We start from the raw sequence: 24,290 nt of genomic DNA on the forward strand, positions 1-24,290 counted from the left end.
GAGGAGCAGCCATGGGCAAGCACAAGAAGCACGACAAGCACGCGCCGCAGGGTTCGCGCGACGGCGCCGTGGCGGTGCTGCCGGACCAGGCACCCACCACCATCGGTCCGCCGCCGCGGATGAAGCAGAAGCAGTACCAGCGGGAGCTGCGCCGCCTGCACGGCGAGCTCGTCGCCCTGCAGGAGTGGGTCAAGGCCACCGACGCGAAGGTCTGCGTGGTCTTCGAAGGCCGCGACACCGCCGGCAAGGGCGGCACGATCAAGGCCATCACCGAACGGGTCAGCCCGCGGGTGTTCCGCGTCGTCGCGCTCCCGGCTCCGACCGAGCGTGAGAAGTCGCAGATGTACATCCAGCGCTACATCCCCCACTTCCCCGCCGCCCGCGAGGTCGTGATCTTCGACCGAAGCTGGTACAACCGCGCCGGCGTGGAGCGCGTGATGGGCTTCTGCACCGAGGAGGAGACGACCCGCTTCCTGGAACAGGCACCCGCCGTCGAGCACGCGATGGTCGACTCCGGGATCGTCCTCGTCAAGTACTGGCTCGAGGTCAGTAGCGACGAGCAGACCCGCCGCCTCGAGAGCCGCATCGACGACCCGCGCAAGATCTGGAAGCTGTCCGAGCTCGACCTCGAGTCCTACACCCGGTGGGCCGACTACTCCCGCGCCCGCGACGCCATGATCACCGCCACCGACACCGCCTGGGCCCCGTGGTGGGTCGCCCACTCCGACGACAAGAAGCGTGCCCGGCTCAACATCATCACCCACCTGCTCGGCCAGGTGCCCTACGAGCACCTCCACCGGAAGAAGGTCACCCTGCCCCGCCGGGACGTCCCGGAGGAGTCCGCTGCACCGGCCCTGCCGTACCGGTACATCCCGACCCCCTTCTGACCCGCGGTCCGCGGACGACCCCCCGGCCGTTTCGTTCCTGCCCGGTCACGGGCGGGCGACCAGCACCGGGCAGTCGGCGTGGTGCAGGAGCGCATGGCTCACCGAGCCGAGCAGCAGCCCCGTGGCGTTCCCGCGACCGCGCGAGCCGACGACCAGCAGCTGCGCCCGCGCCGCTGCCCCGAGCAGCGCGGGGGCCGGCCGGTCCCGCTCCACGAGCCGGCGGACCTCGACGTCGGGGTACTTCTCCGCCCAGCCCGCCAGCCGCTGCGCGAGCAGGGCGTGCTCCTCCGTCTCCAGGGACGCCCAGTCGATCACGGGGGCGAGGGCCGGCTCGAGCATCTCGTCCGACCAGGTGTGCAGCGCGACGAGCGGCGCCACCCGCAGCGCGGCCTCCTCGAACGCCAGGCCGAGCGCGGCCTCGCTCGTCGGCGAGCCGTCGACCCCGACGACGACGGGTCGCGGATCCGCCCGCCCCGCCGCGGCGCGGTCGTCCCGTCGCCCCCGGACCACGAGCACCGGGGACCCGCCGCGGGAGGCCAGGGACACCGCGACCGAGCCGACCAGCAGGCCGGTGAAGCCGCCCAGCCCACGGCTGCCGACGACGGTCAGCCGGGCGCGGTCCGACTCGTCGAGGAGCACCGGGGCCGGGAAGCCCTCCCACAACGCCGGCTCGACGGCCACGTCCGGCGCCGCCTCCCGGGCCAGCTCGGCCGCGGACTCCAGCACCGCCCGCGCGGCCTCGGCCATCGTGCTCCGGTACGCGGTGCCGAGGCCCGGATTGCCGACGTGACCGGCCGGGAGCGGCGCGAAGGCGAGCACCGGCCGCAGCCGGGCGCGCCGCAGGGCGGCCTCGCCGGCCGCCCACCGCACGGCGTCGCGTGCCGACTCCGACTCGTCCACGCCGACGACCGGGCCGCCGGGCTGTCCTCGCGTCATCCTCGGGTCCTCTCGGCGGCGGGGCGGCCGACGGGGACCGGGCGGCGCGGGTGTGCTCGACGGGCATCAGGATCCCTTCGGGTCGTCCTCGACGGTTCCGGTGTGCGGCGCCGCGGCCGCCTCCGCGTCGGCCCGCGGCCCGGGGGCGTCGACGACCTGGTCCGGATCGGCCTCGTCGCCGTAGAGGGCGGCCAGGACGTGCCGTTCCTCGTCCGCATCGGGCACCGTCGACGACGAAGGCATGGCGCCAAGGGTCCGGTCGGCGCGCCGCGGCGGGCAGGGCCGAAGGTCCGTCACGGTCTCGCGTCCGGCCGCTGCGCGTACGCCGTCTAGCACGGCGCACCGGGTCCACCGACCCTGCCGTCCCGGCCGCTCCTGCGGCACCCTGCACCCGAGCCGACCCGATCCGCTGCGGAGCACACGATTGCGGAGCACACGATGACCCTGGTCGACCACGGGCCGCTGACCGGTTGGGACTCGCTGGTGGTGCTGCTCGTCGAGGGAACGGACCCGCCCGGCCGTGAGCCCCCGGACTGGGTCCGGAACTGGGTCCACGGCTCCGGCGCGGCCCTCGAGGTCGCACGGGGTGCCGGTCCGGGCGCCGCCCTCCCCGGCGCGGCCCTCCACCGGCACCGCGCCGTCCTGGTGCACCGCCCCGACGTCGCCTCCCCGCCGCACCGGCTCGTCGCCGCGGTGCAGGAGTACGACGCGGACCGGCCCGTCGTCGACGCGGCGGTCTCCGCCGCCAAGGTGTGCCACGGCCGGTTGCGGATCCTGCACGCCGTACCCCGGTCGTTCGGCGAGCGCAGCGTCGGCCTCGCCGAGGCGGTGGACCGGGGACGGCGGCTGGTGTCCACCATCGGGGCGGCCGAGGAGCCGGGCGTGCCGGTCGGCCGTGACCTCGTCCGGGCGTGGCCGCACGAGATCCTCGACGAGACCCTGGAGGCCGACCTGCTGGTCGTCGGCGGTCCACGCCCGAACGGGCCGGCCGAGCTCGGGCTGACCGCCCTCACCGCCGTGGTGCACGCGCCGTGTTCGGTGCTGGTCGTACCGCGCGCGGCCTGATCGACCGCTCCGGCCAGCACGGCGATCCCGCATGACGGACTTGGCGGCGCGGCTCACCGCGCTGCACCGGTCTGCGCAGCGCCCCCGTGAGGCCCGGAGACAGCCCCGCTGCAGGCGCGTGGGCTTCTCCGGCTCCTCCCCGGAATCCGCCCCGGCTCCCGGACCGATTCGCGGAGTCCCGGTACCCCTTCTGTACCGTGGTCGTTCATGACGTCGTCACCGTGGAGAGGACCACAGGTCCGGGTGACCGTGCGGCGTCACGGCTTCGGCGGGCACGAGGCAGTGGTCGTCCGGGTCCTCGGCGAGATCGACGACGACACCGGCGGTCAGGTTCGGGCCGCCTACGCCGAGGCGTTCGCGGCAGGCCTGCCGACCGTCGTGGTCGACCTCACCGGCGTCACCCTGCTCGCCTCCCAGGGCATCGCCGACCTGCTGCTGGCCCAGCGCAGTGCCGCGTCCACCGGGACCGCGCTGCACCTCGTCGCCGGCGAGAACCCGCGCGTCCTGCGCCCGCTCCACCTCACCGGCGTCGCCGACGTCCTCGGCGCCTGCCGCGACCTCGACGAGGTCGTCCGGCGCGGCCCGGAGTCGCGGGCGGGCTGAGCGGCGAAGGGCGCCGGGCGGGTTGGAGCGGCGCTGAGCGGGAACCTGTCGCTCTCGACGACAGGGAGGTACGCGCATGAAGATCGGGATCTTCGTCCTGCGGGCCGTGGTCGGGCTGCTGTTCCTGGGGCACGGGCTGCAGAAGCTGACCGAGCGGTTCGGCGGGCACGGCCTCACGCAGACCGCGGCCGGGTTCGAGGCCATGGGTCTGCGCCCGGGGCGGCAGAACGCCATCGCCGCGGGCGTCTCGGAGGCGGCCGGGGGCGCCCTGCTCGCCGCCGGGCTGGCCACCCCGCTCGCCACCGGCCTGATCACGGGGACGATGGGCTCCGCCGTCTACCACGTACACGGGCCGAAGGGGCCCTGGGCGACGCAGGGCGGCTGGGAGTACAACGCCGTGATCCTGGCCGCGGCGTTCGCGATCGCCGACACCGGGCCGGGCGGACTCTCGCTCGACCACGCGCTGGGCATCGAGCGCTCGGGGTGGCGGGTCGCCCTCGCCCAGCTCGTGGCCGGCCTCGTCGGCTCGGCGGCCGTGGCGGCGCGGGCGACGGCACCCGCCCCCACGGTGGTGCCGGTCGCCGAGAGCGGCGGCACCTGACCCCTCCGGCCTCCCAGCGGCATCCTCAGGGCAGGATCGCGTCGGCGACGTCGGCGGCGACGGTAGCCAGGTCACGGCCGTTCAGCCCGCCGAGGGGTCCGGCGCCGTGACCGTGAGCAGGCGGGTCCCGGACAGGTCGAGCCGCAGCAGGCCGCCGCCGGTCCCGAACCGCAGCACGACGGCCGTGCAGGCGGGGCACCGCACCACGAGCGCCGGGGCGTCGGGATAGAGGTCGTGGGCGCCCAGCTCCGTGCGCGCCCCGCACCCGCCACAGGTGAGGACGGCGCCGGTGAGGTCGAGCGCGAAGAGGCCGCGCAGGTCGTCGAGCGTGGTGGGCATGCCTCAGTCCCCCGCGTAGCGCTGCTCGCGCCACGGATCGCCGTAGTCGTGGTAGCCGAAGGTCTCCCAGAAGCCGGGCTCGTCGAACGCGGTGAGCGCCAGCCCCCGCACCCACTTCGCCGACTTCCAGAAGTAGAGGTGCGGCACGAGCAGCCGCGCGGGCCCGCCGTGCTCGGGCGCGAGCGGCTCGTCCTCGTAGGTGTCGACCACCCACCCCTGCCCCTCGGTCAGGTCCGCCAGCGGCAGGTTGGTGGTGTACCCGCCGTCGGAGAAGGCGACGACGTACTCCGCCGCCGTCTCCACGCCGTCGAGCAGGGTGTCGATCGCGACGCCGGACCAGCGGGTGTCGAACTTCGACCAGCTGGTCACGCAGTGGATGTCGACCGTGACCGGTTCGTGGGGCAGGGCCCGGAACTCCTCCCACGTCCAGCGGTGCAGCCCGTCGACCTGTCCCTGCACCACGAAGTCCCACTCGTCGAGCGGGGTGTGCGGCGTCGGGCCGGCGGTGAGCACCGGGAACCCGTCGCCGATGTCCCGTTGCCCGGGAGGCAGCCGCCGGTCGCGCCGCCCCCGCCCGTGGAACCCCCGCGACACCACAGCCATCGCGCGCCCCCTTCCCTCGGAGGCACCCGAGCATGCCGGGTGGGCGGGGCCGCCACATCGCGCGTTCGTACGAAGCGGCCCCGGTTCGGCGCGCCGCCGGGCGGTCCCCCGTGGCGGGCGCGATGAGCTGCTCGAGCGGGAGATCCGCGCGCCCTACCGGCGAAGGACCGTCCGGACAGCGCCACGCGCGCCGCGCTGATCCCCGGATCGGGCCCGTTCGGGGCGTTTCGACTCCTCCACCGCGCGCATCCGGGGCGGCGACGGCGGCCGCGTGCCGCGACCCAGCTCCGAGAGGACCGACATGCCGCGCCTCCCGCGCCTCCCGCGCGTCACGCGCGCGCTGCTCCTGCTCGTCCCCCTCCTCGTGGCCGTGGCGTGTGCGGCGCCGGGCACCGCCCCGTCCGGCGGGTCCGGGAACGGGGGCGGGCAGACGGTCTCGATCGGCGTCGCCGACGCGAGCGAGAACTACTGGAACGTCTACAAGGCCAAGGCCGCCGCCCAGGGCATCACGGTGAACCTGGTGAACTTCACCGACTACAACCAGCCCAACCCTGCGCTGTCGCAGGGCCAGCTGCAGCTCAACGAGTTCCAGCACCTGCTGTACCTGGCGAACTACGACGTCAAGAACAACGACACGCTCGTGCCGATCGGCGCGACCGCCGTCTACCCGCTGCCGCTGTACTCGACCACCCACACGTCCCTGGACCAGATCCCGCAGGGCGGGAAGGTCGCGATCCCGAACGACCCCACCAACCAGGCGCGGGCGCTGCTCGTGCTGCAGGCGGCGAAGCTGATCTCGCTGAAGGGCGGTGGCAACTCGCTGTCCACCCCGAACGACGTCGACACCGCCGCCTCGAAGGTCACCGTGCTCCCGGTCGACGCGGCGCAGACCGCGGCGAACCTCGGCGGGGTCGACGCGGCCGTCGTGAACAACAACTACGCGACCGCCGCGAACCTGCGCGACGACCAGATCCTCTACGCCGAGGACCCGAACAGCGACGCGGCCAAGCCGTACATCAACGCCTTCGTGGCGCGCGCGGCCGACAAGGACAACGCGACCTACCTCACGCTCGCCCAGCTCTACCACGACCCCGAGGTCGTCGACGCGGTGCGCAAGGACCTCGGTACGAGCGGCGTCCTCAAGACCAACGACGCCGCGGACCTGCAGGCCACCACGGCGCAGATCGAGGACACCATCCGGAAGGCGGGCGGCTGACCCGTGCCGCCGGTGATCTCCTTCCGGGGAGCCACCAAGACCTTCGCCGGTCCCCGCGGCGCGGAGGTCCGGGCCGTCGACGGCGTCGACCTCGACATCGCCCCGGGCGAGGTCGCCGGCGTGATCGGCTACTCGGGGGCGGGCAAGAGCACGCTCGTCCGGATGGTCAACGCGCTGGAGCTGCCGACCTCCGGGACGGTGACGGTGGCCGGGCGGGTGACCGGGACGCTCGGCGAGCGCGGGCTCCGGGAGCTGCGCGCCGACGTCGGGATGATCTTCCAGCAGTTCAACCTGTTCTCCTCCCGCACCGTCGCCGGCAACGTCGGCTACCCGCTGCGGATCGCCGGCTGGTCGCGCGAGCAACGCCGCGACCGGGTCCGGGAGCTGCTGGAGTTCGTGGGGATCCTGGACAAGGCCCGGCAGTACCCCGCCCAGCTCTCCGGCGGCCAGAAGCAACGCGTCGGGATCGCCCGCGCGCTGGCCACGTCGCCGGGGATCCTGCTGGCCGACGAGGCCACCAGCGCCCTCGACCCGGAGACCACCCAGGACGTCCTCGCCCTGCTCAGGCGCGTGAACGCCGAGCTCGGGACCACCATCGTGGTGATCACGCACGAGATGGAGGTGGTCAGCTCGATCTGCCACACCGTGGCGGTGATGGAGCGGGGCCGGGTGATCGAACAGGGCCCGGTCTACGACGTCTTCGCCGACCCGCGCGCACCCGCGACCCGCCGGTTCGTGCACAGCGTGCTGCGCGACACGCCGTCCGGCGCGACGCTGGCCCGGCTGCGCGAGCACTTCCCGGGCCGCCTCGTCACGGTGTGGGTGCGGGCGGGGTCCGGCGCGCGGTCGGCGCTCTCCGACGTCCTCGCCACCCATTCCGCCGGCCACGGCGTCCGCAGCACGATCGTCTACGGCGGCATCCGCGAGCTCGCCGAGAAGCCCCTGGGCAGCATCACCTTCGCGCTCACCGGCGACGACGCCGCGGTCGACGCCCTGATCGCCGACCTGCGCAGGCACACCCGCGTCGAGGAGGCTGCATGACCGACTGGGGCACGCTCGCGCCGATCCTGTGGCTGTCCTTCCAGCAGACCGTCTACATGGTCTTCTGGACGATGCTGGTGGCCGGGCTGCTGGGGCTGGGCCTCGGCGTGGCGCTGTACACCACCCGCCGGGGCGGGCTGCTGCAGAACGCGCCGGTCTTCCACCTGCTCAACGTGCTGGTCAACATCGTGCGGCCGATCCCGTTCATCATCTTCATCACCGCGATCGGCCCGCTGACGCTGCTGGCCATGGGCACGACGATCGGCACGCGGTCCGTGCTGTTCCCGATGGCCGCCATGGCGACCTTCGTGATCGGCCGGATCGTGGAGCAGAACCTCGTCGCCGTGGACCCCGGCGTGGTCGAGGCCGCCCGCGCGATGGGCGCCGGCCGCTTCCGGATCATCTGGAGCGTCCTCGTCCCGGAGGCGCTCGGCCCGCTGATCCTGGGCTACACGTTCATCTTCGTCGTGGTGGTCGACATGTCGGCGATGGCCGGCTACGTCGGCGGCGGCGGGCTGGGCAACTTCGCGATCAGCTACGGCTACCAGCAGTTCGACTGGGCGGTCACCCTCGTGACCGTGCTCGTCATCATCGTCGTGGTGCAGGCGGCACAGCTGCTCGGCAACCGGCTGGCGCGCAGGGCGCTGCGGCGGTGAGAGCACGCCCGGTGCGGGATCCGCTGCGCGACCGCCCTGGTCGCTCCCACGGGCCCGCGGGCGATGAGTTCGGACGAGGGCGGCGGTCTTCTCGTCCATGGGCACCCTCAGCTACACGATGACCATGTCCCTCGACGGCTACGTCGAGGACCCGACCGGCAGCATCGCCTTCACCGACCCGGACGAGGAGGTGCACCGCTTCGCCAACCAGCAGGCCCGCGAGACGGCGGCGTTCCTGTTCGGCCGCGGCCTCTACGACGTCATGGAGGAGTTCTGGACGGCGCCGGAGCGGGCCGACGGGCCCGACGTGGAGGCGGAGTTCGCCCAGCTCTACGCCGCGACGCCGCGGATCGTGTTCTCCGACTCGCTGGAGTCGGTCCCGCCCGGGTGCCGGCTGGTGCGCGGCGCCTCTGCGGTCGAGGAGGTGCTCCGGCTCAAGAAGGAGACCGACGGCGACCTGGCCGTCGGCGGCGCCGGTCTGGCGGCGTCGCTGCTGGACCTGATCGACGAGTTCCGCCCGAGGGTGGCGCCGGCCGTCCTCGGCGGCGGCACGCCGTACTTCCCGCGCGGCGCCGACCTGCGGCTGCGGCTCGTCGAGGAGCGCGCCTTCCGCAACGGCGTGGTGCACCTGCGGTACGAGAGGACCGGCTGACCGTGCACGTGTGAGCGGAGGACCGTCGGAGCGCAGGTCGGAGCGCACTGTCGGATCACACAAAGGACGGTGCGGAGGTGCCCGGCGCGTTCGTGCTCGCGGTGCCTGCCGGGGCGGGGACGGGCGACGGAAGGTATGACCCGTCCCACACCACCCCCTGCGAGGTGCCCGTGCGCGCTACCGCCCGATCCCGTCCAGGCAAGACCGGCCGCAGGCCGCACCCGGTCGACGAGGTGCTGCCCGCCGGCAAGCTCGCCGTCTACGGTGTGCAGCACGTGCTCGCCTTCTACGCCGGTGCCGTCATCGTGCCGATCCTGCTGGCCGGCGCGATCGGCCTGTCGGAGCGCGAGCTGATCCACCTCATCAACGCCGACCTGTTCACCTGCGGCATCGCGTCCATCATCCAGTCCGTCGGGTTCTGGAAGGTCGGTGTGCGGCTGCCGCTGCTGCAGGGCGTCACGTTCACGGCGGTGTCGCCGATGATCGCGATCGGGCTCGCGGCGGGCGGCGGCACCGACGGCCTGCTGGTGATCTACGGCGCGGTGATCGTCGCCGGCCTGTTCACGTTCCTCATCGCGCCCTGGTTCAGCAAGCTGATCCGGTTCTTCCCGCCGGTCGTCACGGGCACGGTCATCACGATCATCGGCCTCGCGCTGCTGCCGGTCGCCGCGCAGGACGCCGTCGGCGGCGGCTCCGCGCCCGACCCCACCAGCGCCCGCAACCTCGCCTACGCCCTGGGTACGCTGGCCGTCATCGTCGTCATCCAGCGGGTGTTCCGCGGCTTCACCGCCACCGTTGCCGTGCTGATCGGGCTGGTCCTGGGCACGGGCGTGGCCTGGCTGCTGAGCGACGTGTCGTTCACCGCCGTCGGGGAGTCCTCCTGGTTCGGCGTCACCACCCCCTTCTTCTTCGGCTGGCCGAAGTTCGCCGGCGCCGCGATCGTCTCGATGATCGTCGTCATGCTGATCACCGCGGTCGAGACCACCGGCGACGTCTTCGCCACCGGCGAGATCGTGGACAGACGGGTCGGCCGGGAGGACATCGCCCGCGCGCTGCGGGCCGACGGCCTGGCCACCACCATCGGCGGCGTCCTCAACTCCTTCCCCTACACCTGCTTCGCCGAGAACGTCGGGCTGGTCCGGCTGACCCGCGTGAAGAGCCGCTACGTCGTCGCCGCGGCGGGCGTGTTCATGATCCTGATCGGGCTGGTGCCCAAGGCGGGCGCGGTCGTCGCGGGCATCCCGCACCCGGTGCTCGGCGGCGCGGCCCTGGCGATGTTCGCGACGGTGGCCGTCGTCGGCATCCAGACGCTGTCGCGCGTGGACTTCCACGACCACCGCAACGTCGTGATCGTCGGGACGAGCCTCGGGCTGGCGATGTTCGTGACCGCGCAGCCCGACGTCGCGAAGGCCCTGCCCGCCTGGGCGCAGATCGTGTTCGGCTCCGGCATCACCCTCGGCAGCATCACCGCGATCGTGCTGAACCTGGTGTTCCACCACGTCGGCAAGGACTTCGGCCCCGCCGTCGCCGGCGCGCCGGGGACCCCGACGATCCGGCTCGACCAGGTCAACCGCATGACCCGCGACGAGTTCGCCGCCGCCTTCGGCCGGCTGTTCCAGGGCCCGACGGACGTCGTCGCCCGGGCGTACGACCGCAAGCCGTTCGCCGACACGGCGGCCCTGCGCACCGCCTTCCAGGAGGCCCTGTTCGCGGCCCCGCGCGAGGAGCAGCGCGCGCTCATGGCCGTCTACCCCGACCTCGGTGGCGACCGCGTCGCCGACGGCGAGGAGGGCGACGACTCCCGCGAGGACCAGGCGTCGGCCGGCCTGACCCGGCTCTCCGACGACGACCGCACCGAGTTCGCCGAGCTGGCCGCGGCCTACCGCGAGCGCTTCGGCATCCCGCTGATCGTCTGCGTGCGCGAGCACCCGGACCGCGCCGCGATCCTGCGCGAGGGCCGGCGCCGGCTGGGGAACTCCCCCGCCCAGGAGCACGCGGCCGCGCTGATCGAGATCGCCAAGGTCGCGAACCGTCGTTTCGAGGACCTCGTCGCCGAGGCCAACCCGATCACGACGGCGCGGGCCGGGGCCTTCGGGTCGAGCGCCCGATGACCACCCTCGAACCCCTGACCGTCGGCGGCTTCGACGACCTGCCCGCCGCCCGCGCCGAGGAGCTGCTCCGCGAGATCTGCTCCGCCCCACGGTGGGCACGGCAGGTCGTCGCGGGGCGACCCTACGGCGGCCTCGCCGCACTGCAGCACGCGGCCGCGGCGGCACTCACCGAGGATGATCTGGACGCCGCCCTGGCCGGGCACCCGCGCATCGGCGACCGGTCCGCCCGGGGCACGGCGCGGCGCGAGCAGGGCGCGGTCGCCGCGGCGCCGGCGCGGGTCCTGGACGCGCTGGCCGAGGGCAACCGGGCCTACGAGGAGCGCTTCGGGCACGTCTACCTGGTCTGTGCCAGCGGCCGGAGCGCCGAGGACCTGCTCGCCACGTTGCGGACCCGGCTCGGCAACGACCCCGCGACCGAGCGCCGGGTCGCCCTGGCGGAGCTGGCCGCGATCAACCGGTTGCGGCTGGGGCGGGTGTTCGGCCCGTGACGCTGTCCACCCACGTCCTCGACGCGGCGACGGGCGCGCCCGCCGCCGGGATGACCGTCGTGCTGCGCACGGCGGGGCGCGAGCGGGACCGGCTGACCACCGACGCCGACGGCCGGGGGCACTTCATCGAGCCCGGCGCCGGCGTCCACACCCTGACCTTCGCCACCGGCGACCGGTCCGACTTCTATCCCGAGGTCACGGTGACCTTCGCCGTGACCGACCCGGGGCGGCACCACCACGTACCGCTGCTGCTGTCCCCGTTCGCCTACTCGACCTACCGCGGGAGCTGAGACATGGGAATCAGGCTGGGTGCCAACGACTACGGCAAGGCGGAGAACCGCGTCGTGCGGATCTACCGCGACGCGCCGCGGCACGAGATCCGCGACGTGACCGTGTCGACCTCGCTGCGCGGCGACTTCTCCGCGGCGCACCTGGAGGGCGACCAGTCGCAGGTGCTGCCGACGGACACGCAGAAGAACACCTGCTACGCGTACGCCAAGGAGAAGGGCCTGCGCGAGATCGAGGACTACGCGCTCACACTGGCCCGGCACTTCGTCGCCGACGTCGAGCCGGTCACCGGCGCGCGGGTCGCCGTCGACGAGCACACCTGGGAGCGGGTGCCGGTCGACGGGCGCGGGCACGACCACACCTGGGTGCGCCGCGAGTCGGAGATCCGGACGACCGCCGTGGAGGTCTCCGCCGAGGGCGAGCGGGTCGTGTCGGGGCTGCGGGACCTGGTGCTGCTCAAGTCCACCGGCTCGGAGTTCGCGGGCTTCCTGCGCGACGGGTACACGACCCTCCAGGAGACCCACGACCGGATCATGTCCACCTCGCTGGTCGCGGAGTGGGTCTACGCCGGCACGGACGTCGACTGGGACAAGTCGTGGGCCGACGCGCGGCGGATCCTCCTCGAGCGCTTCGCCACCGTGCACTCCCTCGCCCTGCAGCAGACGTTGTGGGAGATGGGGAAGGCCGTCCTGGAGGCGCACCCGGAGATCACCGAGATCTCGCTCTCCGCGCCCAACAAGCACCATTTCGTGGTGGACCTCGCCCCGTTCGGCCTGTCCAACGACAACGAGGTCTTCTACGCCGCCGACCGCCCCTACGGCCTCATCCGGGCGACCGTCTCCCGCGACTAGGTGGGACAACAGGGCGTGTCCTGTCAGGGATCTGAGCCGGCCTGATTGATCATGTCCCGGTGGTCGGTCGCGGCGAACCGTGGCATCGACCGTCTCTCGCGGCGGCACGGTGGCGGGAGGGTTCACAAGTGTCGCGCGGCCGCAGCGAGCCCGTGTGCGCCCCCCGGCTAGCGTGGAGCGCGGGCGGACGGGGTCGCCCGCGGCCGAGGAGAGAGGACAGGGTCGCCGTGGCAGGAACCGGCTCGCGACGTCGCCTGATGGAGAACGAGCTGCTCGACAGGGCGGCCGGCCTCTTCGCTGAGCGCGGCTACGAGGGCACGACGCTGCAGGAGATCGCCGAGGCTGTCGGCATCACCCGACCGTCGTTGTACAACTACATCAAGAGCAAGGACGAGCTGCTGGGCATGCTCGTGGCCGGTCTCACCGAGACCGCCGCCGCCGAGCTCGCCGAGCTGGAGGCCGACGAGGGCAGCGCCGCGGACCGGCTGGCCCGGTCGGTGCGCTCGGTCGCGCTGCGGGTGTGCGAGCACCCGGCCCGGTTCCGCCTGCTCGACCGCTCCGAGCACCTGCTGCCCGGGACCTTCCGGGACCGGCACGAGTCCGCGAAGCGCACGATCCTCGCCCACATGCGGGCGATCATCGCCGACGGTGTGACCCGCGGCGAGTTCTGGCCGGTCGACGAGCGCACCGCGGCCCTGTCCATCGTCGGCTCCTGCAACTGGGTCGCCTGGTGGTACCGGCCCGACGCGCCGGACGCCGATCCGCAGGCCCTCGCCGACCAGCTCGCCGAGATGGCCGTCCGCTCCGTCGCCCGTCCGGAGGGTCGGTCGAGCCCGGCGGCCGCCCTCGCCACGATCCGCGCGGACCTCATCTACCTGGAGAAACACCTCCGGTCCTGAGCCCGCTCGCCCCGACGGCCGTCACCTCGAGCAGGTGGCGGCCGTTCTCGTGCCTTGACAGGAGTGACCCGGCTCTCTACGTTTCCGACTCGACAGTTGTATTTGCAACTCCAGAGTCGGAGGTGCGATGAAGAAGGTCTCCTCGCTCGACGCGATGGTCGCCGCGGTCCCGCCGCACGGTCTCGTCTCCTTCGGGGGCGGCGGGATGGTCCGCAAGCCGATGGCCGCGGCGGCCGCACTCGCCGCCCGCGAGACGCCCGTCCGGCTGTCGGTCTTCCTCGCCGGCCCGGAGGTCGACCTCCTGCTCGGCGCGGGCGCCGTGGAACAGCTCGACTACGCCTACGTCGGCCTCGACGCGCTCGGCCTGTCCCCCAACTTCCGGCACGCCCGGGAGAAGGCCGGCCTCCCCGCCGTCGAGTGGACCGAGGCGATGTACATCGCCGGGGTCGAGGCCGCGACGCGCCGGGTGCCGTTCGCCCCGACCCGCAGCGGGCTGGGCGTGGACCTGATGGAGCTGCCCGGGATCCCGTTCCGCCGCTTCCCCTGCCCGCTCACCGGCGAGGAGCTGACGGCGGTGCCCGCGATCCGCCCGGACGTGCTGTTCCTGCACGCCAACGAGGTGGACACGCTCGGCAACGTGCGGATCACCGGCGACGGCTTCCTCGACGCCCAGCTCGCCCGCGCGGCCCGGACGGTGTACGTCACGGCGGAGCGGGTGGTCGACCGGCTCGAAGGCATGTCCGAGCGCGAGACCACGATCTCCCGCCTCTGGGTGTCCGCGGTCGCCGAGGTGCCCGGCGGGGCCGGGTTCACGGCGCTCTACCCCGACCACCCGCTGGACTACGCGCAGGCCGGGGACTACGTGGCGCACTGCGCCGACCGGGAGTGGGTCCGCGCCTACGCCGCGAAGGGAGCCCCCGCATGAGCAGTGCGGTCGACCCGGAGTTCACCGTCGAGGAGCAGGTGATCACGGTCCTCGCCGACATCTACCGCGGCGAGGTGATCGCCGTGAGCGCCACCGTCTGCGGGGACATCGCCGCCCGCCTGGCGAAGGCCCTCTACGCCCCCGAGATCGTTCTCATGGCCGGCGGGAGCATGGCGGGCTTCGACTGCGCCCCCACTCCGAAGGTGCTCAACGACGAGTGGGTCACCTCGCCGACGGCGGCCCGCGGTTCGGACTGGACCGAGGCGTTCGACTTCATCTCCGCGGGGAAGTACGCGATCACGATGGGCCCGGTCCAGGTGGACCGCACCGGCTCCTGCAACATCTCGGTGCTCGGCGACTGGCGCAGGCCCAAGGTCGCGATGATCGGCTCCCGCGGCATCCCGGACGACATGGTGCGGCTCGCCGAGATGACCTTCCACGTGCGCCGGCACTCGCCGCGCGCGCTCGTCGAGAAGGTCGACTTCCGGTGCGGGCTGGGGTTCGGCCCCGATCGCGACCGGCTCGGGCTCACCCTCGGTGTACCGCGGATGCTGGTGACCGATCTCGGGGTCTTCGACTTCGACCGCACCGGCGCCGGCATGTCCGTCCGGTCGCTGCACCCCGGCGTCACCTTCGACGACGTGCAGCAGGCCACGGGCTTCGCGCTGCTGCCCCCGGACGGGGCGGTCCCGACCACGAGACCGCCGTCGGAGGAGGAGCTGTACTGGATCCGCGAACGCCTCGACCCGCTCGGGGTGCGCCGTCTCGACAGCCCGAAGCCCCCGCCCGGCCTGCTGGCCGAGCTGGCCGAGCGTGAGCGGGAGCTGCTGCCGTGAGCTGGGACTTCAGCACCGACCCGGAGACCGAGCGGGAGCTCGCGTGGATCCGGGAGTTCATCGACACCCAGGCCGTGCCGCTGGAGGCGCTCGACCTGCCGCGGGAGGAGTTCGACCGGGTCGCCGCGCCGCTGATCGCGCAGGTCAAGGAGCGCGGGCTGTGGGCGGCGCACCTCGACGAGGCACACGGCGGCACCGGGCGGGGCCAGCTGCGGCTGGCGCTGATGAACGAGATCGTCGGCCGGTCGCGCGTCGGACCACTGCTGTTCGGGACGGCCCCGCCCGACTCCGGCAACCTGGAGCTGCTCGCCGCCCACAGCACCCCGCAGCAGCGCTCGCGGTACTTCGAGCCGTTGCTCGCGGGCACGGTCCGCTCGGCCGTCGCGATGACCGAGCCGGGCGCCGGGGCGGACCCGACCCTGCTCACCACCCGGCTGGTCCCCGACGGGGACAGCTGGATTCTGAACGGGCACAAGTGGTTCGCCACCAACGCCTCGCTCGCCGACTTCCTCCTGGTGATGGCGGTGTCGGATCCCGAGGCTGCTCCGCGGGACCGGGCGACCGTGGTGATCGTCGACCGGGACACCCCGGGCGTCGAGATCCGCCGGGACATCGCGACGATGGAGAACCCGCACCCGCGGCCCGCGCAGATCGAGAACCACTGCGAGGTGGTGTTCACCGACGTCCGGCTCCCGGCCGGCGCCGTGCTCGGCGAGCCGGGCCGCGGGTTCGCGATGATGCAGGAGCGGCTCGGGCCGGCGCGGCTGCACCACTGCATGCGCTGGATCGGCCAGGCCCAGCGCGCGCTGGACATGCTCTGCGAGCGCGCGACCTACCGGTTCACCCACGGCTCGGTGCTCGCGGACAAGCAGACGATCCAGAACTGGATCGCCGACTCGGCGGCGGACATCGCCGCCGCACGACTGCTCACCCTGCACGCCGCCTGGAAGATCGACACCCTGGGAGCGAAGGCGGCCAGGGCCGACATCGCCCTGATCAAGTTCCACGGGGCGAAAGTGCTGCACGACGTCGTGGACCGGGCGGTGCAGGCCCACGGCTCGCTCGGGTTCTCCGCCGACCTGCCGCTGGAGTCGATGTACCGGCGCGCCCGCGCCGCCCGGATCTACGACGGCCCTGACGAGGTCCACCGGCAGAGCGCCGCGCGGCTGCTGCTCCGTGACCGCAAACCTCCCGCCGACGGAGTTCCCACCGAGCACCTGCCCACGATGCGGCACACGGCCCGGGTCCTGTTCGGGCTCGGCGCGAACCTGAAAGGAACTCGATGAGCAGCACCGTGCGCTACGAGACCCCGGAACCGGGGATCGCCGTGATCACCCTCGCCCGGCCGGAGAAGCGCAATGCGCAGGACGTCCGGATGACCTACGAGCTCAACTCGGCCTTCGAGCAGGCCGCCCGGGACGACGCCGTCAAGGTGATCGTGCTGGCCGCCGACGGCCCGCACTTCTCCGCCGGCCACGACCTGCGCGACGTCGTCTGGCACCCGGAGTTCGACCAGGTCGGCACCTGGGGCGGCTACGGCGAGCCCGGCGCCGAGGGCTGGGTCGCCCGGGAGGAGGAGATCTATCTGGAGATGTGCGCCCGCTGGCGCAACATCCCCAAACCCACGATCGCCGCGGTGCACGGCCGCGCGATCGGCGGTGGGCTGATGCTCGCCTGGGTCTGCGACCTGATCGTGGCTGCGGACGACGCGATCTTCGCCGATCCCGTCGTCGCGATGGGGGTGTGCGGGGTCGAATGGTTCGCGCACCCCTGGGAGCTCGGGCCGCGCAAGGCCAAGGAGCTGCTGTTCACGGCGGACTCGTGGAGCGCCGAGGAGGCGCACCGGCTCGGGATGGTCAACCAGGTCGTCCCGCGCGCGGAGCTGACCGGGTACACGCTGGACCTGGCCCGGCGGATCGCCGCCAAGCCGATGTTCGCCCTGCGGCTCACCAAGGAGGCGGTCAACCAGGCCGTCGACGTCCAGGGCCAGCCGTCCGCGATCCGAGCGGCGTTCTCCCTGCACCAGCTCGCCCACACGCACAATCTGGAGCGGTACGGGATCTGCCTGGACCCGGCCGGCATCCCCCCGGCCCTCCAGGAGACCTTCCCCGCCGCCGAGCCCGGCGACGAGGTGCGCGCGAAGCGGCGCGCCGACCGCGGGGCAGCCGGATCATGACCCCCCTGAGTGCGCAGCGTCGCGGAGAGGTGCCAGCCATGTCCTATGTGATCGGAATCGACGTCGGGGGCACGTTCACCGACGCCGTCGCGGCCCGCGACGACGGCACCATGATCTCGACGAAGACCCCGTCGACCCCGCCGGACTACGCCGAGGGCGTCGTCACCGTCCTGGAGGACCTGGCCGGGCGCATCGGCACGGACCTCCACGGCCTGCTCTCGGAGACGTCCTACATCGCCCACGGCACCACCTCGACGCTGAACGCGCTGGTGATCGGCGACGTCGGCCGCGTCGGCTGGCTGACGACCGTCGGGCACCGGGACTCGATCTCCATCATGAACGTGGTCGGCCGCTACGCCGGCCAGGGCCCGGAGCAGGTGCAGGACATCCTCGCCACCCGCAAGCCCGCCCCGCTCGTCCCCAAGCGGCGGGCGAAGGAGGTGATCGAGCGGATCGACTACAAGGGCTCCGTCATCGTGCCGCTCGACGAGGACCACGCCCGCCAGGCGATCCGCGAGCTGCTGGCCGAAGACGTCGAGGCCATCGCGGTGTCCACGCTCTGGTCCTTCCGCAACCCCGCGCACGAGCGGCGGCTGCGCGAGCTCGTGCACGAGCAGGCGCCGGGCATGTACGTCACCCTGTCCAGCGAGCTCTCCCCCCGCATCCGCGAGTTCTCCCGCAACGCCACCACGATCATGAGCACCCAGGTCGGGCCGACGCTGTCGCGCTACCTGGAGCCGCTCACGGACCGGCTGCGGGGCCACGGCCTGCGCGGTCCGCTGCTCGTCATGCAGGGCACCGGCGGCACCCTCGCCGCGCAGGAGGCGCCGAAGACCGCGATCACCACGGTCGGCTCGGTCCTCTCCGGCGGCGTGACCGGCGCGACGCGGCTCGCCGAACAGCTGGGGCACCGCAACGTGATCTGCACGGACGTCGGCGGGACGACGTTCCTCGTCGGCCTCGTCGTGGACGGTGCGCCGCTGCAGACCACCACCACGGTGATCAACCAGCACATCATCGACGTCCCGATGCTGAAGGTGCAGGCCATCGGCTCCGGCGGCGGCGCGATCGCGCACCTCGATGCGGGCGGCAACCTGCGGGTCGGCCCGCGCAGCGCCCAGGCCGTCCCCGGCCCCGCCTGCTACGACCAGGGCGGCACCGAGCCGACGGTCACCGACGCCGACCTCGTGCTCGGCATCCTCAACCCGGACAACTTCCTGGGCGGGCGCAAGAAACTGTCCCTGGAGCGGGCCCGGGCGGCGATCAAGGAGCACGTCGCGGACCCGCTGGGGCTCGACGTGGAGGCGGCCGCCGCCGCGGTCTTCGCGGTGCAGAACGCACAGACCTCCGACCTGGTCCGCAAGGTCGTCGTGGAGTCCGGGGAGGACCCCCGCGACTTCGTGATGTACGCCTTCGGCGGGGCCGGGCCGGTGCACTGCTTCGCCTACGGCGCGGAGCTGGGCGTGCAGTCCACCGTCGTCCCGCTCGGCCCCTCGGCCGCCGCGTTCTCCGCCTACGGCCTCGCGGCCAGCAACGTCGGCGTGGTCAAGGAGGTCTCCGAGCCCGGGACGTTCCCGGTGCCCGCGCTGGCCGTGACCAAGACCTTCGAGGACCTCGAGGCCGAGGCACGGACCGCCCTGGAGCGTCAGGGCGTGGACCTGGTGGACATCGGGCTCCGCCGCGAGGTCGACGTCCGGTACACGATGCAGCTCGCCGAGCTGCCGACCCCGGTCCCGTCGGGCACCCTGACCGACGCCGACCTCGCCGACGTGATCGCGAACTTCGAGACCCGGTACGCGCGGACCTTCGGCGAGGGCACCGGCTTCTCCGCCGCCGGGTTCCAGTTCATCACCTACCGCGTCCACGCCACCGGCGTGCTGCCCTCGACGGTCACCCTGCCCGACGCCGACCCGGCCGACGGCGCGCCGGTCGAGGCGGCCCTCACCGGCACCCGCCGCGCCCTGCTCGATCCCCGGCGCGGCTTCGAGGACACCCCCGTCTACGACTACCGCAGGCTGCGCCCGGGCCACCGGTTCACCGGCCCCGCGATCGTCGAGGTGCCCACGACCACGGTCGCCGTGTCGCACCAGGACACAGCCGAGATCGACCGCTTCGGCAACCTCGTCCTGACCCACACCACCGAGGAGGCCTGATGACCCACCCGGTTCCCGGCTCCGAGATCTTCAACAGCCGCCCCGTCGATCCCGACGTCCTGCGCGCCGGCGTGCCCTCGAGCCTGCGCCTGCACACCGTGGGCCAAGACGCGGTCGACAACCTGGACCCGCTCACCTACGAGGTCATCCGGCACCGCCTCTGGTCCGTCACCGACGAGATGGGCGAGACGCTCAAGCGGATGTCGGGCTCGGTCGTGGTCACCGAGGCCAACGACTTCGACTTCGCCCTGTGCGACGAGGTGGGCCAGGAGGTGCAGATCGGCCTCTACAACACCTTCCTCGCCGCCTCCCTCGACCTCGCCGTGTACTGGACGCTGCAGAACCGCGCCGAGAACCCGGGCATCGAAGAGGGCGACATGTTCCTCTGCAACGACCCGTGGGTCGGCGGGGGTCTGCACCAGAACGACGCCACCGTGTACGCGCCGTTCTTCTTCGAGGGGCAGCTCTTCGGCTGGTCCTCGGCCGTGGCCCACCAGCTCGACGTGGGCGGGGTCGCGCCCGGCTCGTGGACCCCGCGCGCCCAGGACGTGTTCTGGGAGTCGCTGCCCACGCCGCCGATCAAGGTCGTGCGGAACAACGTGCTGCAGCGCGACGTCGCGGAGATGTGGACGCGCCGCTCCCGGACCCCGATGCTGCTCTCACTGGACCTGCGGGCCAAGGTGGGCGCGAACATCACCGCCCAGACCCGGCTTCGCCGGCTGCTGGAGACCTACGGCGCGGACACCGTCAAGGCCGTGATGAAGCGGATCATGGACGACGCCGAGCAGCGGCTGCGCGCCAAGCTGCGCGAGCTGCCCGACGGCACCTGGCACGCCCAGGGCTACCAGGAGCACTCGGGGCAGGGCGACCGCGGCCTGTACAAGATCGTGCTGGCCATGACGAAGACCGGCGACACGCTGACCTTCGACTTCCGCGGCACCGCCGACCAGACCGGCATGATCAACTGCCCGTACTCCGGCGTCCGGGCCGGGATCATGTCCGCGCTGCTCCCCGTGCTCGCCGGAGACATCCCGTGGGCCGGCGGCGGGCTGATGCGCTGCTTCGACATCATCGCGGACGAAGGGACGATGATCAACGCGTCCTTCCCGGCCGCCGTCGGCAAGGGCCCGGTCGGCCCGGCGTGGGCCGCCGGCAACCTCGTCAACGAGTGCCTGGCCAAGATGCTCGACGCGCGCCCGGCCTCCCGCAAGTCCGTGCAGTCGGTGTGCGGCGGGACCTTCGACATGGTCGCGCTCGCCGGCGTCGACCAGCGGCAGTACCCGTTCGTCTCGCTGGTGATGGACACGATGGCCGACGGCTACGGCGCCGGCGTCGACCGGGACGGTGTGGACACCGGCGGCATGTTCGTCATCCCGATGGGGCGCGCGCCCGACGCCGAGATGACCGAGTTCACCTCCCCGGTCCTGCTGCTGTGGCGGCGCGAGGAGACGGACTCGGGCGGCCCCGGCACGCAGCGCGGCGGCGTGTCCGGCTCGGTGTGCATCGTCCCGCACGACACGCCGGCCCCGCTCGGCGGCGTGTTCTCCGGTTCCGGCAAGGCCACCACCATGAACGCCGGCCTGGCCGGCGGCTACCCCGGCAACACGCAGCTCGACATGGTGCTGCGCGGCGCGGACGCGTGGAACCTGCTCGCCGCGGGCCGCGTCCCGCGCAGCCTCGAGGAGGTCGGCGGCACCCGCGACATCATGGGCGGCGAGGTCGAGACCGGGATCGGGCTCGGGGACGCGATCTTCGTGCACTGGCAGAGCGGCGGCGGCTACGGCGACCCGCTGCGCCGGGACCCGGCGGCCGTGGCCGAGGACGTGATCGAGGCCAAGGTGTCCGCGCAGGCGGCGGCCGACGTCTACGGGGTGGTCCTGACCGCGGACGGCGAGGTCGACGCCGCGGCGACCGAGGCCCGTCGCGAGGCGGCGCGTGCCGAGCGGCGCAGCGCGGCGGGGATCACCGGGGCCGCCGCGAGCGCGGCGTCCACCGTGGAGGGTGCAGAGCTCGACGCGAACCAGGTGCTCGACGGCGCGACCGTCCGCTGCCGGCACTGCGGCACCGGCCTGGGCACGTTCGGCGAGGCCTATCTGGCCGCGCTGCCGCGCGTCGAGACGGCACCCTCGGGCGCCGGCCCGCACGTGTGGGCGGACCCGTCGACCTATGTCGACGAACCGGTGGTGTTCCGCCAGGTGCTGTGCCCGGGCTGCGCGACCGCCCTGCTCAGCCAGGTCGTGCCCGCCGACCACCCCCTGCCGGCCGACACGTTCGCGGGGCAGCACTCCCATGCCCACTGAGGTTCCCGCGGTCCCGCGGGCCGAACGACCCTTCCCGGCGTGGCCGGCCGACCGGGCGGCTCGCTACCGGTCGGCCGGTGCCTGGACGGACACCTCGATCGGTGCCGAGCTGGCCTCCACCGCGGTCCGGTTCCCGGACCGGACCGCGGTGGTGGACGCCGAGCGGCGGCTGACCTACGCCGAGCTCGACCGCTCGGCCACCGCGGTGGCGCTGGGCCTGCTCGACCACGGCTTCGTCCCGGGCGACGTCGTGGTCGTGCAGTCGGCCAACGTCGTCGAGACCATCGTCGCGTTCTACGGTCTGGTGCGGGCGGGCCTGGTGCCCGTCTGCGCACTGCCCCAGCACGGGGAGCGCGACATCGCCGATCTCTGCACGATCTCCGGCGCCCGCGCCCACCTCGTGCAGGCGGACTGGGCGCGGTCGGACCTGCCCGCGGCGGCCGCCCGGCTCCGCGACACCCACGGCACCCGCGTCCTGACCGTCCGCGGGCGGGTGCCCGGGGGCCTCGCGCTGGAGGACCTGCTCGACGGACCGGTCGAGCGGGCCCTCCCCCGGCCCGATCCCGAGGGCCTCGCCGTGCTGCAGCTCTCCGGCGGCACGACGGGCACCCCGAAGCTGATCCCCCGGGTGCACTGCGACTACCTCTGCAACGCCCGGGCCTGGGTGGAGCGCTGGGGCTGGGACGAGCACGTCGTCTCGATCCACGCCCTGCCCGTCGTGCACAACGCGGGGGTCGCGCTCAGCGTGCTGCCGGCCATGCTCGCCGGCGGCACGCTCGTCCTCGCCCCGGGCGCGGACGCGGCCACGATCGCCCGGACGATCGAGCGGGAGGGCGCCACCGACATGGTGGCGAACGCGACCGTCGCCTACCGGCTGCTCGAGTCGCCGGAGGCCGACGCCGGTGCGCTGCGGACGTTGCGGCGCTTCAGTGTCGGGCCGCAGACGCCCGAGTACGCGGCGCGCCTGGAGTCGGAGCTGGGCATCCGGGCGATCGGGGTGTTCGGCATGGGCGAGGGACTGATCATGTGCACCCCGTGGGACGCCCCGTACGAGGCCCGGCTGACCACCGTCGGCACCCCGATCCACCCCCTGGACGAGGTCCGGATCGTGGACGACGAGCTCCAGGACGTCGCCCCCGGCGAGGTCGGCGAGCTGATCTGCCGCGGCCCGTACACGATCCCCGGCTTCTACGCCGCGCCGGAGCACGACGCCCGCGCCTTCACCGAGGACGGCTACTACCGCACCGGCGACCTCGCCCGCGCCCACGACGTCGACGGCACGACGTTCTACTCGATCGAGGGGCGGATCAAGGACAACGTCAACCGCGGCGGCGAGAAGATCCACGCCGACGAGATCGAGCGGCTGCTGGTCACCCACCCCGCCGTCGCCGAGGTGGCCGTGGTCGGCATGCCGGACCCGGAGCTGGGCGAACGGCTCTGCGCCTACGTCGTGCCCCGGGCCGGGGCGGCGGCCCCGACGGTGCCCGACCTGGCGGAGTTCCTGCTCGGGCTGGGGCTGGCGAAGTTCAAGCTGCCCGAGCGCGTAGAGGTCCGGGACGCGCTGCCGGTGACGAACGTCCGGAAGGTCGCCAAGAAGGCCCTGCGGGAGGACATCGCGGCGATCCTGGCGAGGGAGCGCGGATGACCACCCTGCCCGTCGATCGGCTCGGACCCTGGCTGCACGGTCGCCTGGGCTTCGAGCCGCCGTTCACCGCGGAGCTGGTCGCCGGCGGCCGGTCCAACCTCACCTACCGCGTCACGGACGGCGCGGGCCGGCGCGTCGCGGTGCGCAGGCCCCCGGCGAAGGTGGAGGTCGCCGGCGCGCACGACATGGCCCGCGAGCACCGCATCCTGTCCGCGCTGCACGGCTCCGCGGTCGGTGTCCCGGCCCCGCTCGCGCTGTGCGAGGACCCCGATCCGATCGGCGCCCCCTTCCTCGTCACCGAGTTCGTGGACGGCGACGTCCTGCGGGACACCGCCGCGGCCGCGACCCTCGACCCGCGGGCCCGGCGCAGCCTCGGGTTCGCGCTGGTGGACCAGCTCGTCGCGCTGCACCGGACCGATCCCGCCGCGGTCGGGCTCGACGACCTGGGCCGGCCCGACGGGTACCTCGCCCGGCAGCTGCGCCGCTGGTCCGGGGCGATCACCGGCGCGGAGAAGACCGCGGAGCTCCTGCGCGAGGGTCACCGGGCGCTGCGGGCCGGCCTTCCCGCGTCCTCGACGGCCCTGCTGCACGGGGACTTCCGGCTGGACAACGTGATCGTCACGGGGACCGGGGAGATCCGCGCCGTCCTGGACTGGGAGCTCTCCACCCGGGGCGACCCGCTGACCGATCTCGGCTGGCTGCTCCTGTACTGGCAGCCCGGACCCGAGCTGGGCTTCCTCCCCGGCGGCAGCGAGCTCGAGGGCTTCCCGACCGCCGCCGAGCTGGCCCAGCGCTACGCCGCCGGCACCGGCGCCGACCTCGGCAGGCTCGGCTACTACCGGGGCTTCGCGGCCTGGCGGCTCGCGGCGATCACGCTGGGCGTGCGCGACCGGTACCGCAGCGGGGCCGGCGCAGGGTCCCCCGTGGACGTCGACCGGCTGGACACCGAGGCCGAGCTCCTCGCCGTCGCCGCCCTGAACCATCTGTGAGCCCCCTCCGACCATCCTCCGCGACCACGA

The 24,290-nt window shown here is 73.3% G+C and carries 25 protein-coding genes; 21 read left to right on the top strand and 4 right to left on the bottom strand.

Annotated features, from left to right (window positions below):
* Positions 1–11 precede the first annotated feature (11 nt).
* Positions 12–887, top strand: coding sequence for a polyphosphate kinase 2 (ppk2, locus tag LWC35_RS21335; protein ID WP_232871943.1), 876 nt, complete (start codon positions 12–14; stop codon positions 885–887).
* 45 nt (positions 888–932) lie between these two features.
* On the opposite strand, the gene LWC35_RS21340 is transcribed toward ppk2, so the two are convergent.
* Entirely contained in the window at positions 933–1,823 is an 891-nt protein-coding gene (locus tag LWC35_RS21340; RefSeq protein WP_232871944.1) for a universal stress protein, read from the bottom strand.
* 66 nt (positions 1,824–1,889) lie between these two features.
* The gene (locus tag LWC35_RS21345; RefSeq protein ID WP_232871945.1) at positions 1,890–2,066 is read right to left on the bottom strand and encodes a hypothetical protein; all 177 of its coding nucleotides are present in this window, start codon (positions 2,064–2,066) and stop codon (positions 1,890–1,892) included.
* 195 nt (positions 2,067–2,261) lie between these two features.
* Here LWC35_RS21345 and LWC35_RS21350 point away from each other — a divergent pair, with 195 nt between their 5' ends.
* The 3 genes from LWC35_RS21350 to LWC35_RS21360 all read left to right on the top strand — a co-directional run bounded on the left by LWC35_RS21350 (position 2,262) and on the right by LWC35_RS21360 (position 4,092).
* The gene (locus LWC35_RS21350) at positions 2,262–2,888 is read left to right on the top strand and encodes a universal stress protein (protein WP_232871946.1); all 627 of its coding nucleotides are present in this window, start codon (positions 2,262–2,264) and stop codon (positions 2,886–2,888) included.
* 243 nt (positions 2,889–3,131) lie between these two features.
* Positions 3,132–3,491, top strand: coding sequence for an STAS domain-containing protein (locus LWC35_RS21355; RefSeq protein WP_232871947.1), 360 nt, complete (start codon positions 3,132–3,134; stop codon positions 3,489–3,491).
* A gap of 76 nt (positions 3,492–3,567) precedes the next feature.
* The gene (locus tag LWC35_RS21360; protein ID WP_232871948.1) at positions 3,568–4,092 is read left to right on the top strand and encodes a DoxX family protein; all 525 of its coding nucleotides are present in this window, start codon (positions 3,568–3,570) and stop codon (positions 4,090–4,092) included.
* An 81-nt stretch (positions 4,093–4,173) separates the two neighbouring features.
* Here LWC35_RS21360 and LWC35_RS21365 read toward each other — a convergent pair whose 3' ends face one another.
* Together LWC35_RS21365 and LWC35_RS21370 are read right to left on the bottom strand one after the other, a co-directional pair.
* Entirely contained in the window at positions 4,174–4,431 is a 258-nt protein-coding gene (locus tag LWC35_RS21365) for a DUF6510 family protein (protein ID WP_232871949.1), read from the bottom strand.
* A gap of 3 nt (positions 4,432–4,434) precedes the next feature.
* Entirely contained in the window at positions 4,435–5,034 is a 600-nt protein-coding gene (locus LWC35_RS21370) for a molybdopterin-dependent oxidoreductase (RefSeq protein WP_232871950.1), read from the bottom strand.
* 301 nt (positions 5,035–5,335) lie between these two features.
* Between LWC35_RS21370 and LWC35_RS21375 the strand changes: the two genes are divergently transcribed.
* From LWC35_RS21375 to LWC35_RS21455, 17 genes are all read left to right on the top strand, one after another.
* Positions 5,336–6,250 carry a MetQ/NlpA family ABC transporter substrate-binding protein gene (locus tag LWC35_RS21375; RefSeq protein WP_232871951.1) on the top strand — a complete coding sequence of 305 codons (915 nt, stop codon included), beginning with the start codon at positions 5,336–5,338 and terminating at the stop codon, positions 6,248–6,250.
* 3 nt (positions 6,251–6,253) lie between these two features.
* The gene (locus tag LWC35_RS21380) at positions 6,254–7,291 is read left to right on the top strand and encodes a methionine ABC transporter ATP-binding protein (RefSeq protein WP_372463077.1); all 1,038 of its coding nucleotides are present in this window, start codon (positions 6,254–6,256) and stop codon (positions 7,289–7,291) included.
* Positions 7,288–7,947 carry a methionine ABC transporter permease gene (locus LWC35_RS21385; RefSeq protein ID WP_232871952.1) on the top strand — a complete coding sequence of 220 codons (660 nt, stop codon included), beginning with the start codon at positions 7,288–7,290 and terminating at the stop codon, positions 7,945–7,947. Before LWC35_RS21380 ends, LWC35_RS21385 begins: the two co-directional genes overlap by 4 nt.
* Before the next feature lie 97 nt (positions 7,948–8,044).
* The gene (locus LWC35_RS21390) at positions 8,045–8,599 is read left to right on the top strand and encodes a dihydrofolate reductase family protein (RefSeq protein ID WP_232871953.1); all 555 of its coding nucleotides are present in this window, start codon (positions 8,045–8,047) and stop codon (positions 8,597–8,599) included.
* A gap of 170 nt (positions 8,600–8,769) precedes the next feature.
* Complete coding sequence (gene uraD / locus LWC35_RS21395; protein WP_232871954.1) at positions 8,770–10,710, top strand: 2-oxo-4-hydroxy-4-carboxy-5-ureidoimidazoline decarboxylase; 1,941 nt, start codon at positions 8,770–8,772, stop codon at positions 10,708–10,710.
* The gene (uraD, locus tag LWC35_RS21400) at positions 10,707–11,198 is read left to right on the top strand and encodes a 2-oxo-4-hydroxy-4-carboxy-5-ureidoimidazoline decarboxylase (protein ID WP_232871955.1); all 492 of its coding nucleotides are present in this window, start codon (positions 10,707–10,709) and stop codon (positions 11,196–11,198) included. The genes uraD (LWC35_RS21395) and uraD (LWC35_RS21400) overlap by 4 nt, the downstream gene beginning before the upstream one ends.
* Complete coding sequence (locus LWC35_RS21405) at positions 11,195–11,488, top strand: hydroxyisourate hydrolase (protein WP_232871956.1); 294 nt, start codon at positions 11,195–11,197, stop codon at positions 11,486–11,488. The genes uraD (LWC35_RS21400) and LWC35_RS21405 overlap by 4 nt, the downstream gene beginning before the upstream one ends.
* A 3-nt stretch (positions 11,489–11,491) precedes the next feature.
* On the top strand, positions 11,492–12,337 hold the full coding sequence (gene pucL, locus LWC35_RS21410) for a factor-independent urate hydroxylase (RefSeq protein ID WP_232871957.1): 846 nt from the start codon (positions 11,492–11,494) through the stop codon (positions 12,335–12,337).
* A 227-nt stretch (positions 12,338–12,564) separates the two neighbouring features.
* Positions 12,565–13,236 (top strand): TetR/AcrR family transcriptional regulator, encoded by a 672-nt coding sequence (locus tag LWC35_RS21415; RefSeq protein WP_232871958.1) that lies wholly within the window; start codon positions 12,565–12,567, stop codon positions 13,234–13,236.
* 127 nt (positions 13,237–13,363) lie between these two features.
* The gene (locus LWC35_RS21420) at positions 13,364–14,161 is read left to right on the top strand and encodes a CoA transferase subunit A (RefSeq protein ID WP_232871959.1); all 798 of its coding nucleotides are present in this window, start codon (positions 13,364–13,366) and stop codon (positions 14,159–14,161) included.
* Positions 14,158–14,997 (top strand): CoA-transferase, encoded by an 840-nt coding sequence (locus LWC35_RS21425; protein WP_232871960.1) that lies wholly within the window; start codon positions 14,158–14,160, stop codon positions 14,995–14,997. The genes LWC35_RS21420 and LWC35_RS21425 overlap by 4 nt, the downstream gene beginning before the upstream one ends.
* Entirely contained in the window at positions 14,994–16,283 is a 1,290-nt protein-coding gene (locus LWC35_RS40415) for an acyl-CoA dehydrogenase family protein (protein ID WP_232871961.1), read from the top strand. Before LWC35_RS21425 ends, LWC35_RS40415 begins: the two co-directional genes overlap by 4 nt.
* Positions 16,280–17,173 (top strand): enoyl-CoA hydratase, encoded by an 894-nt coding sequence (locus LWC35_RS21435; protein ID WP_232871962.1) that lies wholly within the window; start codon positions 16,280–16,282, stop codon positions 17,171–17,173. The genes LWC35_RS40415 and LWC35_RS21435 overlap by 4 nt, the downstream gene beginning before the upstream one ends.
* Before the next feature lie 38 nt (positions 17,174–17,211).
* Positions 17,212–19,326, top strand: a complete 2,115-nt coding sequence (locus tag LWC35_RS21440) for a hydantoinase/oxoprolinase family protein (protein WP_232871963.1) — start codon at positions 17,212–17,214, stop codon at positions 19,324–19,326.
* A complete protein-coding gene (locus LWC35_RS21445) occupies positions 19,326–21,626 on the top strand; it encodes a hydantoinase B/oxoprolinase family protein (protein WP_232871964.1) in 2,301 nt (766 codons plus the stop codon). The genes LWC35_RS21440 and LWC35_RS21445 overlap by 1 nt, the downstream gene beginning before the upstream one ends.
* Entirely contained in the window at positions 21,616–23,271 is a 1,656-nt protein-coding gene (locus LWC35_RS21450) for a (2,3-dihydroxybenzoyl)adenylate synthase (RefSeq protein WP_232871965.1), read from the top strand. The genes LWC35_RS21445 and LWC35_RS21450 overlap by 11 nt, the downstream gene beginning before the upstream one ends.
* Positions 23,268–24,260 carry a phosphotransferase family protein gene (locus LWC35_RS21455; protein ID WP_232871966.1) on the top strand — a complete coding sequence of 331 codons (993 nt, stop codon included), beginning with the start codon at positions 23,268–23,270 and terminating at the stop codon, positions 24,258–24,260. The genes LWC35_RS21450 and LWC35_RS21455 overlap by 4 nt, the downstream gene beginning before the upstream one ends.
* Positions 24,261–24,290: the final 30 nt, after the last annotated feature.

It is taken from the genome of Pseudonocardia kujensis (genome assembly GCF_021283305.1).
GTDB lineage: Bacteria > Actinomycetota > Actinomycetes > Mycobacteriales > Pseudonocardiaceae > Pseudonocardia > Pseudonocardia kujensis.